At 73.9% G+C, this 706-nt stretch carries 1 protein-coding gene; it reads left to right on the top strand.

Going from position 1 to position 706, the window contains the following annotated elements:
* Positions 1-706: ERAP1-like C-terminal domain-containing protein (locus tag EAO70_RS39935; RefSeq protein WP_261993264.1), on the top strand; the 706-nt coding region annotated here is incomplete at both ends.

Raw genomic sequence — 706 nt, 5'->3', positions numbered from 1 at the left:
AGACCGAACCCGCCGACCTCACCGGCCCCCGCCCCGCCCTCGTCGTCCTCAACGACCAGGACCTCAGCTACGCCAAGCTCCGCTTCGACGAGGTCTCCGAGGAGTCCGCCCTCCGCGGCCTCTCCCGCATCCCCGACGCCCTCACCCGCGCCGTCATCTGGAACGCCCTGCGCGACATGGTCCGCGACGGCGACCTCGCCCCCGCCGACTACCTGCGGGTCGCCCTCGCCCACCTCACCGAGGAGACCGAACTCGCCCTCGTCCAAGGCGTCCTCGGCTTCGCCCGCACCCAGATCGCCGACCGCTACGTCACCGACGAGGCCCGTCCCGCCGCCCTCGCCACCATCCGGGAGATCGCCCGCGCCCTGCTGCGCCGCACCGAGGACGGYGAGGCGGGCGAGGATGCGCCAGCGCAGTTCGGGGTCGAGTTCGGGGCCGCCGTGGACGGTGCCCTCGTCGAGCCAGGAGGTGATCTGGTCGGGGGTGGTGGCGCTGTCGATGAGGGCACGGACGGCGGTGAGGCGCAGTCCGGGTGCCTCACCGTCCTCGGTGCGGCGCAGCAGGGCGCGGGCGATCTCCCGGATGGTGGCGAGGGCGGCGGGACGGGCCTCGTCGGTGACGTAGCGGTCGGCGATCTGGGTGCGGGCGAAGCCGAGGACGCCTTGGACGAGGGCGAGTTCGGTCTCCTCGGTGAGGTGGGCGAGGG

The organism is Streptomyces sp. adm13(2018) (genome assembly GCF_008042145.1).
In the GTDB taxonomy this organism is placed as follows: domain Bacteria; phylum Actinomycetota; class Actinomycetes; order Streptomycetales; family Streptomycetaceae; genus Streptomyces.
This window is presented reverse-complemented; position numbering and strand designations above follow the sequence as displayed.